This window comes from Micromonospora sp. WMMD1082 (assembly GCF_029626175.1).
Lineage (GTDB): Bacteria > Actinomycetota > Actinomycetes > Mycobacteriales > Micromonosporaceae > Micromonospora.
Genome location: NZ_JARUBM010000002.1, coordinates 4,563,230 through 4,578,951 on the forward strand (window position 1 = coordinate 4,563,230; position 15,722 = coordinate 4,578,951).

Consider the following 15,722-nt stretch of genomic DNA (forward strand, 5'->3'; position numbering starts at 1 on the left):
GATCTCGACGACCGGTTCCGGGAGTCCCTGGCCGCGCTCGCCGCGCCGCGGCACCGCGCCGACCCGACGCGACCGGTGGCCGACGGCGTCCCGCTGACCGGTGCCCAGCTGCTGGACCTCTTCGACGCCCAGGTCACCAGCCGCCAACTCGACCTGGCCGGCCGCTGGTTGCGCAGCTTCGGCGAGGGCTACTACACCATCGGCTCCGCCGGCCACGAGGGCAACGCCGCCGTGGCGGCCGCCCTGCGGCCCACGGATCCCGCGTTGCTGCACTACCGCTCCGGCGCCTTCTACTGCGTCCGCGCCGCCCAGGCCGCCGACCCCGAAGCCGCCCCCGGACGGGCCACGGCCCCCGAGTCCGTCGACGGGGCTGCCGCCGGGGCCGTCGCCGGTCCGGCTACGGCCGCCGACGCCGTCGAGGGGTCCGCCGGGGCCGATGCCGGTCGGGCGACACCCGCCAACGGCGCTGCCTCCCCCGAGACCGTCGCCGGGGCTGCCGTCGCCGCCGGGGCCCCCGGCGGCGCCGCCGGTCGGCCTACGGCCGCCGAGGCCGCCGCTGGACCGGCCTCGGCCGACCGGGCTGCCCCCGATGCCGTCACCGGACGGGCCGTCACCGCCACCGCCGTGCCCGCCACGGGCCGGAGCACCGTCGCCACCGTCACCGCACCGACCGGCGCGGGTGACTCCACCGGAGCGGACCGGTCCGGGGCGCAGCCGCTCGGGGCCACCGAGGGCCGGACCGCCACTGCCGCCGGTGCCAGCGATCGGAGTGCCAGCGATCAGGGTGCCAGCGATCGGAGTGCCAGGGACGGCGGCACCGGCGCGAGCGCCAGCGGTGCGGACACCGGCGACAGCGGCACTGGCACTGGCACGAACATCGGTGCCGGCGAGAACGGCAACAGCGAGAACGGCGAGAGCGACGGCGGTGCCGACCACCGCGCCAACGGCGCCCGCAGCGGCGAGCACGGTGGTGACGGCGACGGCCTGTCCGGTGACGGCACCGGGGGCGACGGCAGCGGCGGGAACCACAGCGGCGCGGAGAACGGCGGCGGCGCGGACGGCGGCGGAAGACGCCGCGAGCTGGGCGCGGCCGGCGGGACCGGCGATCCGGCCACGGCCGGTCGGGAGGGCGCGGTCGAGTCGGCCGCTGCGACCCCGCCGGCGAAGCGGCCGGTCCTCCAGGGGTACGTCGAGGCGGCGCGGGACGTGCTGCGGGGCATGGTGGCCTCCAGCCGGGAACCGATCGCCGGTGGGCGGCACAAGGTGTTCGGTCGCGCCGACCTCGCGGTCGTCCCGACCACCTCCACCATCGCCTCGCACCTGCCTCGGGCGGTCGGGATGGGCCTCGCCGTGGAGCGGTTGCGCCGGTTGGACGCCCGGCGGGGGTCGACGCAGCCCGCACCGGCCCTGGCCCCGGCTCCCTGGGCGTCGGACGCGATCGTGGTCTGCTCGTTCGGGGACGCCTCGATCAACCATGCCAGCGCCACCGCCGCGTTCAACACCGCCGGCTGGTACGACCACACCGGGCTGCGCATCCCGGTGCTCTTCGTCTGCGAGGACAACGGCTTCGGCATCAGCGTCCGCTCGCCGCAGGGCTGGGTGGCGACGGCCCTGCGGTCGAAGCCGGGCATCCGGTACTTCGCCGCCGACGGCGCCGACCTGGTCGGGGCGTACGGGGTGGCGGTCGAGGCGGCGGCCTGGGTGCGCCGGCACCGCCGCCCGGCTGTGCTGCACCTGACCACGGCGCGGCTGATGGGTCACGCGGGCGCGGACGCCGAGAGCGCGTACCGCGACGCCGGGGAGATCGCCGCCGACGTGACCCGGGATCCGGTGGTCGCCACCGCGCGGCGGCTGGTCGACGCGGGTCTGGCCAGCGGCGCGGAGCTGCTGGACCGGTACGACGAGATCGGCTGGCGGGTGCGCCGGATCGCCGAGGAGGTGCTCGACGAGCCGAAGCTGGTCGACCCCGCGGAGGTGATCGCCCCGCTGGCCCCCCGCCGGCCGGTCCGGGTCGCCCTGGCGGTCGCCGACGCGGGTGCCCGTGCGGCGGGCCCACATGCCGCCGCACGGGCCGAGGCGTTCGGCGGCAAGCCGCCCGAGCTGGCCGGCCCGCTCACCCTCGCGCAGAGCATCAACGCGGCGCTCACCGACGGGCTGCTCCACCACCCGCAGATGGCCGTCTTCGGTGAGGACGTCGCCGCCAAGGGCGGGGTCTACGGGGTGACCAAGGGCCTGCGTGACCGGTTCGGCGCAGCGCGGGTGTTCGACACGCTGCTCGACGAGACCTCGATCCTCGGTCTCGGCCTCGGTGCCGGGCTGGCCGGGATGCTGCCGGTGCCGGAGATCCAGTATCTGGCGTACCTGCACAACGCCGAGGACCAGCTGCGGGGCGAGGCGGCGACCATGGGGTTCTTCTCCCAGGGGGCGTGGCGTAACCCGATGGTGGTGCGGGTGGCCGGGCTGGCGTACCAGGAGGGCTTTGGTGGGCACTTCCACAACGACAACTCGGTGGCCGTACTGCGGGATGTCCCCGGCCTGGTGATCGCCGTGCCGGCGCGGCCGGACGACGCGGCGGCGATGCTGCGGACCTGTCTGGCGAGCGCGGCGGTGGACGGCAGCGTCTGCGTGTTCCTGGAGCCGATCGCGCTCTACCACACCCGCGACCTCTATACCGACGGCGACGGTGAGTGGTTGTCCGGATATGCCGAGCCGGGCGCCTGGGCCGCCGGGCACGTGCCGGTGGGGCGGGCGCGGGTGTACGGAGTCGGCTCGGCCGAGGACGTCACCATCATCACGTTCGGTAACGGAGTGCGGATGTCGCTGCGGGCGGCGTCGGCGCTGGCCGACGAGGGGATCGGCACCCGGGTGGTCGACCTGCGCTGGCTCGCGCCGCTGCCGGTGGCCGACCTCATCCGGGAGGCGGCCGCGACCGGCCGGGTACTGGTGGTGGACGAGACGCGCAGGTCGGGCGGGGTGGGCGAGGGAGTGCTCGCCGCCCTGGTCGATGCCGGATATGTCGGATCGGCACGTCGAGTGGCCGGAGTTGACTCATTTGTGCCGTTGGGGCCGGCCGCCCGTCAGGTCCTGGTATCCGAGGAGGCCATCACCCAGGGTGCCCGTACGCTGCTGGCACGGTAAATTTCGTACCCACGCGGTGCGCCACTTGCGCAGGAGGGCGCAACTGTGTGGACTTTGCCTGACGGCGTCGAGTTGGCGCCGCGGTTCGGACGAGACGAGGAGGCACGCGACAGTGAGCGCGACCGCTGGTCAGGCTGCTGACGGGGTACGCAGCCTGGCGGACCGGTTCGGCATCGAGCCGGGGATGGTCGTCATGGAGATGGGCTACGACGACGACGTGGACCAGGATCTCCGGGACGCCCTGACCGACCGTTGTGGAGAGCTGGTCGACGAGGACACCGACGAGGTGGTCGACGCGGTGCTGGTGTGGTACCGGGACGGCGACGGTGATCTCTTCGAGCTACTCGTCGACGCCCTCGGCCCGCTGGCCGACAACGGGGTCGTGTGGCTGCTGACGCCCAAGGCCGGCCGCGAGGGGCACGTCGAGCCGAGCGAGATCGCCGAGTCGGCTCCCACCGCCGGCCTCCAACAGACCTCCACGGTCAACGCCGGCAAGGACTGGAGCGGCGCCCGTCTCGTGCTGCGTCGCGGGGCCAAGGGCAGGAAGTAGCCCCTGCCCGACGTGACGGGCGCACGCCCACCCTGACCCCGAGGAGTCCGCATGCCCGTCGAGGTGGGCGCCGAGGCGCCCGACTTCGTGTTGAAGGACCAGAACAACCAGGAGATCCGGCTCGCCGACTTCCGCGACCGGCGTACCGTCCTGCTGGTCTTCTACCCGCTGGCCTTCACCGGCGTCTGCCAGGGCGAGATGGACGAGATGCGGGACAACCTCGACGAGTACGTCAACGACGACGTCCAGCTGCTGACCGTCAGCGTCGACTCGGTCTACGCCCACAAGATCTGGGCGAACCGGGAGGGCTACGAGTTTCCGCTGCTGTCCGACTTCTGGCCGCACGGCGCCGTCGCCCAGGCGTACGGCGTGTTCAACGACGTGACCGGCGTCGCCAACCGGGGCACCTTCGTCGTCGACCGGACCGGTGTGGTCCGCTTCGCCGAGATGACGATGCCGGGTGAGCCCCGAGACCAGCAGGGCTGGCGCAAAGCCCTGGCGGAGGCCACGGCCTGACCCGGTCCCAACCGGTGCGACCGTCCGGTCGGCTCGGCGGATGGCAGGGTAAGCTGCCAACCGCCGGCCCGCCGTACGGCGTCCCGGGCGCGTAGCTCAGTGGGAGAGCACCCGCCTTACAAGCGGGGGGTCGCAGGTTCGAAACCTGCCGCGCCCACCAAACCCCTTTCCACCTGCGGGAACGCCGCTAGCCGTCGGCACGGTCCGCGTGCTTCGCACCGCGAGCACTCGCTACCCGCCGTACATCGGGAGCGGGCGGCACCGGATCGGGAGGGCGAGATGGCCTACGCGCAGGTCAACGGGGTCCGGTTCTGGTACGAGACGCACGGCTCGGGCCGGCCGCTGGTGCTGCTGCACGGCGGGTTCGGCGCGGTGGAGTCGTTCGCCGCGATCCGGCCGGCGCTCGCGCAGCGGCGTCGGGTGATCAGCGTGGATCTGCCGGGCCACGGGCGCACGGCCGACGTCGGCCGGCCGCTGCGGTACGAGTTGATGGCCGACGACGTGGCCGCCCTGATCGTCCACCTCGGGCTGGCCGAGGCCGACGTGCTGGGCTTCTCCCTCGGCGGCGGGGTGGCCCTGCGGCTGGCGATCCAGCACCGGCACCTGCTCCGCCGACTGGTGGTGGTCTCCGCGCCGTACCGCCGGCAGGGCTGGTTTCCCGAGGTGCTCGCCGGCATGCCGGAGCCCGACGAGGCGGCCGGTGAGCGGATGCGGGGCACCCCGCCGGAGCGGCTCTACCGGCAGGTCGCGCCCCGCCCGCAGGACTGGCCCCGGCTCTGGGCCAGGACCGGCGAGCTGCTGCGTCGCGACTACGACTGGTCGCCGGAGGTCGCCGCGGTCACCACACCGACGCTGCTGGTCTTCGCCGACGCCGACTCGATCCGTCCCGGCCACATGGTCGAGTTCTTCGGCCTGCTCGGCGGTGGGCACCGGGACGGTGGCTGGGACGGCACCGGCCGCCCGGCGGCCCGCCTGGCCATCCTCCCCGGCCTCACCCACTACGACATCGTCGACTCCCCAGCCCTCCCGGCCGCGGTCCTCCCCTTCCTCACCCACACCCTGCCCACCCGAACCTAACCCACCGCCCGCCCACCCGCTGCCCGCCCGCCCACGGGACACCGCCCACGCGCCGCCCGCCCAGGCGCAGCCCACCCGCCCGCGCGCCGCGCGTCGCACGCCACCCGCCCACGCGCCGCATCCGCGAGGCCGCCCGCCCGCCCACGGGACACCGCCTCCTCACCCAACACCCTGCCCACCCGAACCTGACCCACCGCCCGCCCGGGCGCAGCCCACCCGCCCGCCCACGGGACACCGCCCACGGGCCGCCCGTGCGCCGCCCGCCCGTGCGCCCGTGCCGCATCCGCGACGCCGCCCGCCCGCCAGCCGGTGACAGCAACATCGGGGATATTGCTGTCTCAGCGCCCACCGGAGGCAGCAACATCGGGGATATTGCTGCCTCGGCGTCCGTCCTTCGGCCGTCCGGCCGTTCGGCGCCCGTCCTCCTCGGCGCCCACCCTTCGGCGTCCGGCCGTCGGCTCGGGGGCGGTTGGGGTTAGGGGGTGAGGCGGTGGGCCAGCCAGGGGAGCAGGGCGTCGGACTGGGCTTGCTGGAACGGGCGGAGGGTGGGGATGCCGGGCGGGGGTGGGCGGCGGGCCCGGTCGGTGAAGAAGCCGGCCAGGCCGGCGTAGAGGCCGGTCACCGCGTCGGGGTCGGCGTCGGCGGTGAGCGGCAGCCGGCGCAGCAGGGCCTCGGTGTCGTGCCCGCCGTGCAGGCGTACGTCGAGTAGCAGCATCGCGGTGTCCAGCCAGGCCGGCCCGTGGGCCGCCCAGGGCCAGTCGACCACGGTGACCCGGCCGGTCGCGTCGACGAGCAGGTTGTCGGCGCGGACGTCGACGTGACAGAGGGTGTCGCCGGTCAACCGGGTGAGGGCGCGTTCGGTCACGGCGCAGAGCTCGTCCAGATGGGCCCGGGCCCAGGGGTGCAGATCGGGCGGCGGGTCGGCGGCCACCCGCCGCCAGCCGGTGAAGTCGCCGGCCAGGCGCTCGGCGATGGGCGGTACCTGCGGCAGCGCGACGGGAGTCAGTGCGTCGGCCATCGTCGCCAGCGCCGCCAGCACGGCGTCCAACTCGTCGGCGCGCCACGGGGTGGCCGGGTGCCGTCCGTCGACGTCGGTGAGGACCAACGCCACCCAGTATCCGTCGTCGTGGCAGCCGAGCAACCGGGGCGTCGGGGCGTACCCGGGCAGTGCGGCGGTGATCCGCGCCTCGGCCCGGTGCATGCGCGGGGTGTCCGGATTCTGCGCGGGGCTGGCCGCCTTGACGAAGGCGCGACGACCGTCGGCGGTACGCACCCGGTCGGCGGTGCCGGGGGAGTAACCGCCCGGTTGGGACACCGCCTCCACCACCCGGCCGCCGATGATCTCCTCCACGGCGGACCGGACATCCTCGGGCAACTCGGCCCAGCGGAGCCGATTCTTCGCGCTTACCTCCATGCCGTCCACGATGTTCGTCCGCGCGTTCGACGGGCAAGCTGTTTCCCGCATCGAGCGCCAAGCACCGGGTCGGGCAGGTCGCGGGGCGATCGAGGAGTGTTCACCAGCGCAGCGGGGAAACGTCGAAGCGACGCAGGGGAGGAGCGACGGATGACGCGTGCCGGACTGACCATCGGCGTGCTCGGCTCGTACGGCGGGCGCAACCTGGGCGACGAGGCCATCCTCACCGGCCTGTTGACCGACCTGCGCCAGCAGGAGCCGCACGCCCGGATCATCGTCTTCTCGCGGAACCCGGAGCACACCGCGCTGGCCCACCCGGACGTGGAGGCGGTGCCGTGGGAGGGGGTCAGCCGTAACGACTCGGCGCTCGTGCTCTCCCAGCTCGACCTGCTCATCCTGGGCGGCGGCGGCATCCTCTACGACAAGGAGGCACGCCGCTATCTGCGGGTCGTCCGGGTCGCGCAGGAGCGGGGTCTGCCGCTGCTGACGTACGCGGTCGGCGTCGGGCCGCTCAGCGAGATGGTGGACACCGGCATGGTCCGCGAGACGCTGGCCGGCGCCACCCAGGTGACCGTACGCGACCAGGAGTCGCGGATGGTGCTGGAGGAGGCCGGCCTGCTCAACCCGATCACCGTCACCGGTGACCCGGCGTTCCTGCTGGAGCCCGAGGACTTCCCGGCGCAGCTGCTGCGGGAGGAGGGCGTGCCGGACGGCAAGCGGCTGGTCGGGATGAGCGTGCGGGAGCCGGGCCGGGCGGCGGAACGGCTGGACGTGGACGGGTACCACCGGCTGCTGGCGCAGATCGGTGACTTCCTGGTGCACCGCATCGACGCGCACGTGCTGTTCGTCCCAATGGAACGCGACGACATCCGCCATTCGCACGGCGTGCTGTCCCACATGATCGCCGCCGAGCGGGGGCGCATCCTGCACGGCACCTACTCGCCGCAGCAGGTGCTCGGGTTGATGCGCCACTTCGACCTGGCGGTCGGCATGCGGCTGCACTTCCTGATCTTCGCCGCGATGATGGGTACGCCGTTCCTGCCCCTGCCGTACGCCGGGAAGGTCTTCGACCTGGCGCAGCGCCTCGGGGTGCCGGCGTTGCGCGGCGTGGAACGGGAGGTGGAGGGCCCACTGCTGGCGGAGGTGGACCAGCTGTGGGACGAACGCGAACAGCGGGCCGAGGTCACCGCCCGGAAGGTGGCGCAGGTGTGTGACGAGGCCCGGGGCACCTCGCAGGTGACCCGCGCCGTCCTGGACAGCCTGCGCAGCCGCGCCCTTGTCGAGGTGGGCGCCTGATCGGACGCGGGCGCCCGCCCGCAGCCCGGCTCAGCCCGCCTCAGACCGCCGGTCCCCGCCAGCAGTAGCGCCACTGCTGGCGTTCGGTGTCGACCGACTCCAGCTCGTAGATGTCCGCCGCGGCCAGGCCCGCCGGTCCCAGGTGATGGTGGGTCAGCGGGGGTCGGCCGTGCGGGTCCAGCTCGACGGTGACGTGCTCGCCGTCGGCCACGCCGCCCACCAGCGGGATCTCTACCGTGGATGCCATGCGCCCATCCTGCCCCGCCGGCCGGTGCCTCGCAGCCGATAGCCGCCGGAGCGGCCGCACCGCGATCACGAGACCCGCCCGACCAGGATCCGCCGCGCGTCCATCGCCCTACTCTCACTCGCGGGGGAGCAGGTCCGCCGGGTACTCCATGCCGTCGTGGGTGCAGGCCGCCGCGGCGACGCGGGCGGCGTAGCCGGCCGCCTCCGCCCAGGTCGCGCCGTGCCGCCGGGCCGCGACGATCCCCGCCGCGAAGGCATCCCCGGCGCCGTTGGTGTCGATCACCGGGCCGGGCGCGGTGGCGGCCGGCACCCGGCTGACCGTCCCGCCGAGGTGCAGGTCGGCGCCGTCGGCGCCCCGGGTGACCAGCACCGGGCGCGGCGCCAGGGCGGCGGCGACCCGCGCCGCGTGGTCGCCCAGCGCGGTGCCGCTGATCAGCACCAGCTCGGCGATCTCGGCGAACGGGCGATGGTACGGGTTGCGCCCGTCCCAGTCGTGCAGGTCGGTCGAGGTACCGATCCCCTCGCCCACCACGTCACCGAGGTCGGGCAGCAGGTCCCGCACCCAGCCCATGATTGACAGGTGGACGTGGGTGGCGTCCCGGGCCAGCGCCGACAGCCGCGCCACGGTGAACGGCGGGGGGCCGCCGGGGCGGGGGTCGTACAGCGACATCCGCCGTCCGTCGGGGTCGACCAGGTTCACCGACCGGCGGGTGCCGGCCGGGTCGTCGGCCAGCACAGCGTGCACGTCGGTGCGGGCCAGCGCGGCCCGCACGACGTCACCGGCGGGGTCCGTGCCCACGGTGTCGACCACCGCCACCCGCAGCCCGAGCGCGTGCGCGGCGAGCACCACGCCGGCGCCGGTGTTGCCGATGCGCAGGTCGATCGGGTCGACGGTGACGGAGTCGACCACCGGCAGCGGCAACCCGGGCACCCGTACCCGCACGTCGACACCGAGGCCGCCAACCACCAGCAGGTCGTACATGGCGCCGACGGTAGCCGGTCGGCGGCCGCCTATTCTGGCTCGGGTGTTGACCGGGGGCCTGAGGCGTTGACCGGGGGCCCTTCCTTCGGAGGGGGAGTGCGTGCTGGTCGTGCACGGGATGTGGCTGCCCGGCCGAGGGCTGGCCGTCTGGGCCGAGGACAGTGGCCTGCCGCCGCATGCACCGCGTCGCCCCGGCCGGGCACCCCGGGACCGCCCGCACCCGTTCGCCGCCGACCACGCCACGCTGGTCGCCCTGCTGGCCGAGGCCGCCGAGCCGACCGACCTCGGCAGCGCGCTGCTGCGCCTGCCCACCCGCGCCGGCTCGCCGCTGGACTCGCCGGAGCTGGTCCGGACCGCCGTCGTGGAACCGGTCCGGGGCGCGGTCACCCTCGCCGGGTGGCGCGTCCCCGTCCTGGCGTACGCCCCGGATGCCGGCCTGTCGCTGCTGCGTACCGTCGACGGGCTGGCCGCCGCGCCCGGCGCGAGCCTGCGTCACCTGGCCGAGCTGGCCGCCTTCGCCACCGACCTGGCCGCCCGTGGCCGGGTCCTGCCCGGCCTCGCCGATCCACCCCCGGCCACCGTCCCACCGAATGCCGCTGCCTCGGCGAATGCCACCTTCCCGGCGAATGCCACCTTCCCGGCGGATGCCGCCGTACCGGCTCGCGGCAGCGGCGCGGTGGGTGCCGGGGTCGCCGCCGCGACGGACGCGGTGGCCGCGACGACGGCGGTGGCCGCGACGACGGCGCTGGCCGTGTGGCGACCGTTGCTCACCGGCACGGACGCCGCCTGGGCCCGGTCGCTGGCGCTGGCCCTGCCGCCCGCGGCCCGGGCGGTCGTCGAGGCGGAGCTACCCGCCCTCTCGGCCGGCGAGCCGGGCGAGCATCCTCCGCACATCGGTGCTGGCCCGTCCGGCGGTGCTGGTCGGCGCGGGGCGGCCGGCGGACCGGCGCGTAACCCCGGCCGGCGCTCTGGGGCGGCCTCGTCCACCGACCCGGTCGACGCGCCGGGGCTGCTGGTCGCCGAGGCGCTCGACGCGCTCACCGACGCCGCGGTGCGCGCCGTGCTGCCGCCGACCACCCTGGCCCGGGGGGTGCGACCGAACGGCGCGGTGACGGCCTGGTTGGGCGCGCTGACCGGGCCACGGCGGGTGTTCACCGCCGAGGCGGCGGCGCTGCGGGCGCTGGGGTCCGAGCTGGACGAGTGGCAGCGGGACGCCGCCGGCGCGGCGGTCCGGGCGAGCTTCCGGCTGGTCGAACCGCCGACCGACGAGATCGCCGAGCCGGTGACCGTGGTGCCGGCCGACCCGGGGGCGGTCGTCGCGACCACCGACCGGTGGCGGGTGGAGTTCGGGCTCCGCGCCACCGACGAGCCGGGCCTGCACGTCGACGCCGGCCAGGTGTGGCGCGGCGAGGGCGTGGCGGTCGTGGGTGAGCACCCGCAGGAGACCCTGCTGGCCGAGCTGGGCCGGGCCAGCCGGCTCTGGCCCGAGCTGGACGCGGCACTGCGGACCGCCCGGCCGGAGGCGCTGGATCTGGACGCCGACGGCGCGCACCGGTTCCTGCGTGAGGGCGCACCCACCCTGCACGCGGCCGGCTTCAACGTACTGCTGCCCTCCTGGTGGCAGCGGCCCGCCTCGCGGCTCGGCGCGCGGCTGCGGGCGCGGTCCCGCAGCGCACCCGGCGCGGTCACCGGCCCGGGCGACCGGGTCGGGCTGGACGCCCTGGTCGACTACCGCTGGGAACTGGCCCTGGGCGACCAGCCGCTGACCGGGGACGAGTTGGCTCGCCTGGCGGAGCTGAAGACGCCACTGGTGCGGCTGCGCGGGCGCTGGGTCGAACTGGACCCGAAGCGGCTCGCCGCCGGTCTGCGGCTGCTGCGTTCCACCGGCGAGCTGACCGTGGCCGACCTGCTGCGGCTCGGGCTCGGCGAGGACGTCGCACAGCCGGACGCGTTGCCGGTGCTGGAGGTGAGCGCCGACGGTGCGCTGGGCGACCTGCTCGCCGGGGCGGTGGATCGCCGGCTCGCCCCGCTGGCGGAGCCGCCGTCCTTCCGCGGCACCCTGCGGCCGTACCAGCGGCGGGGGTTCGCGTGGCTGGCGTTCCTCCAGTCGCTGGGGCTCGGCGGGGTGCTCGCCGACGACATGGGACTGGGCAAGACGGTGCAGCTGCTGGCCCTGCTGGCCGCCGACCCGCCGCAGGCCGGTCCGACCCTGCTGGTCTGTCCGATGTCGCTGGTCGGCAACTGGCAGCGGGAGGCCGCGCGGTTCACGCCGGAGCTGCGCGTACACGTGCACCATGGTGCGCAGCGGGCACGGGGCGGGGAGTTCGGCGCCACCGCGCACGCGGCGGACCTGGTCCTCACCACGTACTCGGTGGCCGCCCGGGACGCGGCGGAGCTGGCCGGTGTCGACTGGCATCGGGTGGTGCTCGACGAGGCGCAGGCCATCAAGAACGCCGCCACCCGCCAGGCGGAGGCGGTCCGGGCGCTGCCCGCCCGGCACCGCATCGCGGTGACCGGTACGCCGGTGGAGAACCGGCTGGCCGACCTCTGGTCCATCATGCAGTTCGCCAATCCGGGCCTGCTCGGCCCGGCGGCGGCCTTCCGCAAGCGGTTCGCCGAGCCGATCGAGCGGCACGGCGACACCGAGACGGCCGAACGGCTGCGCCGGATCACCGGCCCGTTCGTGCTGCGCCGGCTCAAGACCGACTCGTCGATCATCTCGGACCTGCCGGAGAAGCTGGAGATGGAGGTCTTCTGCAACCTCACCGCCGAGCAGGCCGCGCTCTACCGGGTGGTCGTCGACGACATGCTGGCGCGCATCGAGTCCAGCGACGGCATCGAGCGGCGCGGCCTGGTGCTGGCCACCATGACCCGGCTCAAGCAGGTCTGCAACCACCCCGCGCAGCTGCTGCGCGACGGGTCACCCCTGGACGGGCGTTCGGGCAAGCTGGCCCGGCTGGAGGAGATCCTCGACGAGGTCCTCGCGGCGGGGGAGAAGGCCCTGCTGTTCACCCAGTACGCGGAGTTCGGCGGGATGCTGCGCGGGCACCTGTCGGCCCGGTTCGGCCGGGAGGTGCTGTTCCTGCACGGCGGGGTCGGCAAGGCCGAGCGCGACGCCATGGTGGCCCGCTTCCAGTCCGACGGCGGCCCCGCCCTGTTCGTCCTCTCCCTCAAGGCGGGTGGCACCGGGCTGACCCTGACCGCCGCCAACCACGTGGTGCACGTCGACCGGTGGTGGAACCCGGCGGTGGAGGACCAGGCCACCGACCGGGCGTTCCGGATCGGGCAGCGCCGCCGGGTGCAGGTCCGCAAGTTCGTCTGCGCCGGCACGGTGGAGGAGAAGGTGGCCGCGCTGATCGCCGACAAGCGCGGCCTGGCCGCGTCGGTCGTCGGCACCGGCGAGCAGTGGGTCACCGAGTTGTCCACCGCCCAGCTGCGCGAGCTGTTCACTCTGGACGCCGGGGCGGTGGCCGAATGAGCACCGACACCCGTGGCCGGTTCGCCGACTACGGCCCGCCGCGCCGGGTCGACGGCGGCCTGCGGGCCCGCAGCACCCGCGGCACGATCGGGGTCTCCTGGTGGTCCCGCCGGTTCCTGGAGGTGCTGGAGTCGTTCGCGCTCGGCACCCGGCTGACCCGGGGCCGGTCGTACGCCCGCGCCGGCCAGGTCGTCCGCCTCGACGTGGCACCGGGCGTGGTGTCGGCGGTGGTGCAGGGCTCGCGGGTGACGCCGTACCAGGTCGACGTCGTACTGCCGCCGTTTCCGGCGCGGCTGTGGGCGCGGATCGAGGCGGAGTTGGCCGCCCAGGCGTTCTTCAGCGCCCGGCTGCTCGCCGGTGACCTGCCGGCCGAACTGGAGGAGCTGTTCGCCGCCGCCGGCGCACCGCTGTTCCCCGCCGCCGTGACGGAGCTGGACCAGCGCTGCTCGTGCCCGGACCCGGCGGTGCCCTGCAAGCACCTCGCCGCCACCTTCTACCTGCTCGCCGAGGCGTTCGACGCCGACCCGTTCACCCTCCTGCACTGGCGCGGCCGTAGCCGGGCGGACCTGCTCGCCCGGCTCCGGGAGCTACGCGTCGCCGGCTCGCCGGCCGCACCGGGCGCCGGCGAACCGCCGGAGCCAGCCGAGGACAGCGTCCGGCCGCCCGCCCGGCGAACCAGCACCGGCCGCGAGCGCCACGGCGAGCCGCCGCCCGGTCGGCGCGCGGCGGATGTCCCCGCCGCCGGTGCGGCGCGGGCCCTCGCCGACCTGCCCGCCGTGCCGCTGACCGAGGCGGTCGACCGGTTCTGGCTGCCGCCCGTGCCGCTGCCGGAGCGTCCGCCCAGCCTGACCGCCCGGCCGGACCTGCTGCTGCGCCAGCTCGGTGCGCCCGCGCCCGCCATCGGTGGGCCGGGCCTGGCCGAGCGCCTGCGCCACGCCTACCGGCAGCTGGGCGGGTAGCCCCTGCCCTCCCACCCGGGGGCGGTCACAGCCAGCGCTGCCGGAACCGCCACATGAGCGCCGCGTTGGTCAGCAGCACCACCGCGAAGATCGCCCCGGCCAGTCGCCCGGCGAGCACGGTGGTTGCCGGCAGTGCCGCCCAGAGCACGATGGTCAACAGCAGTAGCCATCGGCCGCGCCGGCCCCGGGCCCGATTGTCGAGCCGGGCAAAGAACGCCGGGTCGCTTTCCCGCAGGTTCCGGGTGATCTGCTCGAATCTACGCTGATCCTCTTTGCTGAGCATGTGCCTTCCCCTCACGCGTTCAGCAACGGTGCAGCGGAGTACCCGCTGTGGTGACGGCTCACGCGCTGTTTCTGCTGCTACTTTGGTCGGACGCTGCCTTATCCCGGCCTTAAGTTTGCCTGTGCGGCGAGGCGGGGCGGCGGAGGTGGGATTGGCGCCTGCGGCACCTGGGGGTGCCCCGAAAGCCCTGCTCGGGAGGTGCGTACCCGGCTGACCGGTAACCCTCCGCGGGGCGTTCTGCCTTAAGTGCTCCCGCCCTGGGCCGTTCGGCTGCCTTGTCCGGGCAGGCGTTGCTGGCTACGTTCCCGGGGCAAACCCCCTTCAGGCGCTCGGTAGGAAACGGGAAGATGAGGCCGTACGCGTGACGACGTACCCCCGCCCGTACTCCCAGTCCCGGTCCGGATCCCCGTATCGGGGTGGCGGTCGGTCGCCCGTACCCCCGCCGCTGCCGGTGGTGCCGCGCCGCGGCGCGGCCGGGCGGCGGCTGCTGACCGTGCTGTTCCTGGGTGGCCTCGTCGCCAGTGTGCTGCCGTGGTGGCTGGACACCCCCGCCGGCTCGCTGACCGGGGGCACCGCGATGACCACCGCGGCCGGTCAGATCACCGGCCTGCTCGCCGGCTACCTGCTGCTGGTGCAGGTGCTGATGATGAGCCGCCTGCCGGTGCTGGAGCGCTGGGCCGGCGGCGAGCGGATCGCCCGCTGGCACCGGGACGTCGGCGCCACCCTGCTGGTCGCGGTCCTCGCGCACACGGCCCTGATCCTGGTCGGCTACGCCAACCTGGAGGGCCGCTCGCTGCTCGGTCAGGCCAATGTGATGCTGCGCGACTACCAGGACATGGCCTCCGCGTTCGCCGCCGCCGGTCTGCTGGTGCTGGTCGGGCTGGCCAGCGTGCGGGCGGTACGCCGGGTGCTGCCCTACGAGCTGTGGCACGCCACCCACATGGCGGCGTACGCCGTGCTGCTGCTCGGCTACGCCCACCAGTTCAGCAACGGCAGCCAGCTGTTCCGGCCCGGCCCGGTGCGTACCGGATGGATCGCCCTGTACGTGCTGGTGATCACCGCGCTGCTCTGGGGCAGGGTGCTCGCCCCGACGATGTTCAACCTGCGGCACCGGCTGCGGGTGGCCGATGTGGTCGCGGAGAACCGGGACACCGTCTCCATCTACCTGACCGGCCGGCGACTGGACCGGCTGGAGATGCTCGGCGGGCAGTTCTTCCGCTGGCGGTTCCTGACCCGGGGCTGCTGGTGGCAGTCGCACCCGTTCTCGGTTTCCGCGGCGGCCAACGACCGCTGGCTGCGGCTGACCGTGAAGGTGGTCGGCCAGCACACCCGCGACCTGCGCGACCTCGACCTCGACACCCGGGTCTGGGCGGTGGGGCCGTCGGGCACCTTCACCGCCGCCCACCGCACCCGTGAGCGGGCGCTGCTGATCGCCGGTGGCAGCGGCATCACCCCGCTGCGGGCGATGCTGGAGGAGCTTCCGCCGGGAGCGGCGCTGATCTACCGCGCCCGCACCCCCGACGAGGTGCTGCTGCACGAGGAGCTGGACTGGCTCGCCCGGGCGCGCGGTGTGCAGGTCTGGTACGTCATCGGCTCCCGCCACGACCCCGGTCCCCGGCAGGTGATGACCCCGGACGGGCTGCGCCGGCTGGTGCCGGACGTGGCCCGCCGGGACGTCTACCTGTGTGGCCCGCCCGGCCTGATCGAGCAGTGTCGCGGGATGCTCCGCCGGGCCGGCGTGCCCCGCCGGCAGATCCACCTCGCCACCTTCGAGCTCTGAGAG

The 15,722-nt window shown here is 74.9% G+C and carries 12 protein-coding genes and 1 tRNA gene; 9 read left to right on the forward strand and 4 right to left on the reverse strand.

Annotated elements, in window-relative coordinates; all coding sequences use genetic code 11:
* The first annotated feature begins 75 nt into the window (after positions 1-75).
* The 5 genes from O7615_RS21130 to O7615_RS21150 all read left to right on the forward strand — a co-directional run bounded on the left by O7615_RS21130 (position 76) and on the right by O7615_RS21150 (position 5,281).
* The gene (locus O7615_RS21130) at positions 76-3,138 is read left to right on the forward strand and encodes a transketolase C-terminal domain-containing protein (protein WP_347405129.1); all 3,063 of its coding nucleotides are present in this window, start codon (positions 76-78) and stop codon (positions 3,136-3,138) included.
* Between the two features lie 112 nt (positions 3,139-3,250).
* Positions 3,251-3,688, forward strand: coding sequence for a DUF3052 domain-containing protein (locus O7615_RS21135; RefSeq protein WP_204038375.1), 438 nt, complete (start codon positions 3,251-3,253; stop codon positions 3,686-3,688).
* A 51-nt stretch (positions 3,689-3,739) separates the two neighbouring features.
* On the forward strand, positions 3,740-4,204 hold the full coding sequence (locus O7615_RS21140; protein WP_278179521.1) for a peroxiredoxin: 465 nt from the start codon (positions 3,740-3,742) through the stop codon (positions 4,202-4,204).
* A gap of 85 nt (positions 4,205-4,289) precedes the next feature.
* Positions 4,290-4,364: transfer RNA gene (locus O7615_RS21145), tRNA-Val, on the forward strand.
* A 119-nt stretch (positions 4,365-4,483) separates the two neighbouring features.
* On the forward strand, positions 4,484-5,281 hold the full coding sequence (locus O7615_RS21150; RefSeq protein ID WP_278179522.1) for an alpha/beta hydrolase: 798 nt from the start codon (positions 4,484-4,486) through the stop codon (positions 5,279-5,281).
* A gap of 475 nt (positions 5,282-5,756) precedes the next feature.
* On the opposite strand, the gene O7615_RS21155 is transcribed toward O7615_RS21150, so the two are convergent.
* Positions 5,757-6,695 carry an aminoglycoside phosphotransferase family protein gene (locus tag O7615_RS21155; RefSeq protein ID WP_278179523.1) on the reverse strand — a complete coding sequence of 313 codons (939 nt, stop codon included), beginning with the start codon at positions 6,693-6,695 and terminating at the stop codon, positions 5,757-5,759.
* Between the two features lie 150 nt (positions 6,696-6,845).
* Between O7615_RS21155 and O7615_RS21160 the strand changes: the two genes are divergently transcribed.
* Complete coding sequence (locus O7615_RS21160; RefSeq protein ID WP_278179524.1) at positions 6,846-7,991, forward strand: polysaccharide pyruvyl transferase family protein; 1,146 nt, start codon at positions 6,846-6,848, stop codon at positions 7,989-7,991.
* 40 nt (positions 7,992-8,031) lie between these two features.
* Here O7615_RS21160 and O7615_RS21165 read toward each other — a convergent pair whose 3' ends face one another.
* A complete protein-coding gene (locus O7615_RS21165; protein WP_278179526.1) occupies positions 8,032-8,238 on the reverse strand; it encodes a hypothetical protein in 207 nt (68 codons plus the stop codon).
* A 114-nt stretch (positions 8,239-8,352) separates the two neighbouring features.
* Positions 8,353-9,219 (reverse strand): PfkB family carbohydrate kinase, encoded by an 867-nt coding sequence (locus O7615_RS21170; protein ID WP_278179527.1) that lies wholly within the window; start codon positions 9,217-9,219, stop codon positions 8,353-8,355.
* A 100-nt stretch (positions 9,220-9,319) separates the two neighbouring features.
* Between O7615_RS21170 and O7615_RS21175 the strand changes: the two genes are divergently transcribed.
* Entirely contained in the window at positions 9,320-12,697 is a 3,378-nt protein-coding gene (locus O7615_RS21175; RefSeq protein WP_278179528.1) for a DEAD/DEAH box helicase, read from the forward strand.
* On the forward strand, positions 12,694-13,656 hold the full coding sequence (locus O7615_RS21180; RefSeq protein ID WP_278179529.1) for an SWIM zinc finger family protein: 963 nt from the start codon (positions 12,694-12,696) through the stop codon (positions 13,654-13,656). Before O7615_RS21175 ends, O7615_RS21180 begins: the two co-directional genes overlap by 4 nt.
* 25 nt (positions 13,657-13,681) lie before the next feature.
* On the opposite strand, the gene O7615_RS21185 is transcribed toward O7615_RS21180, so the two are convergent.
* A complete protein-coding gene (locus O7615_RS21185) occupies positions 13,682-13,939 on the reverse strand; it encodes a DUF3040 domain-containing protein (protein WP_278179532.1) in 258 nt (85 codons plus the stop codon).
* 361 nt (positions 13,940-14,300) lie between these two features.
* On the opposite strand from O7615_RS21185, the gene O7615_RS21190 reads away from it, so the two are divergent.
* Positions 14,301-15,719, forward strand: coding sequence for a ferric reductase-like transmembrane domain-containing protein (locus O7615_RS21190; RefSeq protein ID WP_278179534.1), 1,419 nt, complete (start codon positions 14,301-14,303; stop codon positions 15,717-15,719).
* Positions 15,720-15,722 lie beyond the last annotated feature (3 nt).